General features: G+C 39.8%; 1 pseudogene. It reads right to left on the reverse strand.

Going from position 1 to position 1,167, the window contains the following annotated elements:
* A pseudogene (locus ACG9ZL_RS20960) lies at positions 1 to 1,167 on the reverse strand (TipJ family phage tail tip protein); the annotation flags it as partial.

Below are 1,167 nucleotides of genomic sequence, written 5' to 3' on the forward strand. Positions count from 1 at the left end.
TCAAATTACCTGACTGTAATTTCAAGGTATATTGAAGATTGATACCATTAATTGATGATTGTTGGGTTTGAATCGACGCTGTATTTTCACCAACCTTGGTTTGCAAAGTTGTCGTAGCAGTGACGTTTGCAGAAACAGCATCAGCATTCGCTTTGATTTGTTGCTTGTATAAAGCATCATTTCCGCTAATCGTTGCAAGAACTTGGTCAGTACGAATCGATTGAGCTAAATCTCCCTCTATTCGTGCTGATTGTTCTGACCAAACACCTGCATAACTGCCAGAATTACCAATCAGATCAGATTCAGAGCCGATTAATGGCGGATTGATTTGAGCATAAACACCGTCGATCTTTGCCGTTTGTGCTGTGATCTTGCCGTTATAATCCTCTTCAATCTCAGACTTAACTTGCGTCAATTGCCCTGTTGATGCCTTATCATCCAACTCTAATTCCATACTTTGAATCAGTTCGCCATTCGCTTTTGATGTATCAACAGCAATTTTTGCAGAATCACGTACAGATGCTAAAGCTGTATCGTTCTCAGCGATATATGTGTCAATTTTATCAACAGTGGCCTTTTGACCTTCGACTCGTGCAACAACTTCTTGCTGTGCAAAAGCCTGCACATCATTGATCTGTACAACTGTTGTATCAACTCGTTTACTAAGGGCGAGATCACCTTCGATGATTGCTGATTGAACTGACCAGGTTCCTGCAAAGCCTTGATCACTACCGATCAGATCAGTTGATGAGCCAATTAAAGGAGGATTCAATTGCGCATAAACACCATCTGTTTTTTCAGCAGTCAGTTTCAAATCATCAGCAACAACTTTGATTGCTGTTTGTGCAGCTGCTATACCTTGATCACTTGATTTTTTAACTGTATCAATGACTTCCAATATACCTTCTTCGCTATCATTGATTTTCTGAGATAAGCCATCTTCAGCATTCTGAATTGCATGCTGACGATCAATAATTTCTTGCGAAATCTGATCTTTCGTATTTTGAATATCTTGACGAATTGGCCCGATTTCAGCATCAATCGTTTCAATATGATCAATCTTTGTCTGCAAGTCTTTATGCAATTGGCTTTCAGTGATTTGCTCATTCAATAGTTCAAGTACATCTGAAGCATCTGCAGAAGTCACACCACTGACCCATTCAGACC

The sequence above is a fragment of the Acinetobacter legionensis genome, assembly GCF_048551735.1.
Classification (GTDB): domain Bacteria; phylum Pseudomonadota; class Gammaproteobacteria; order Pseudomonadales; family Moraxellaceae; genus Acinetobacter.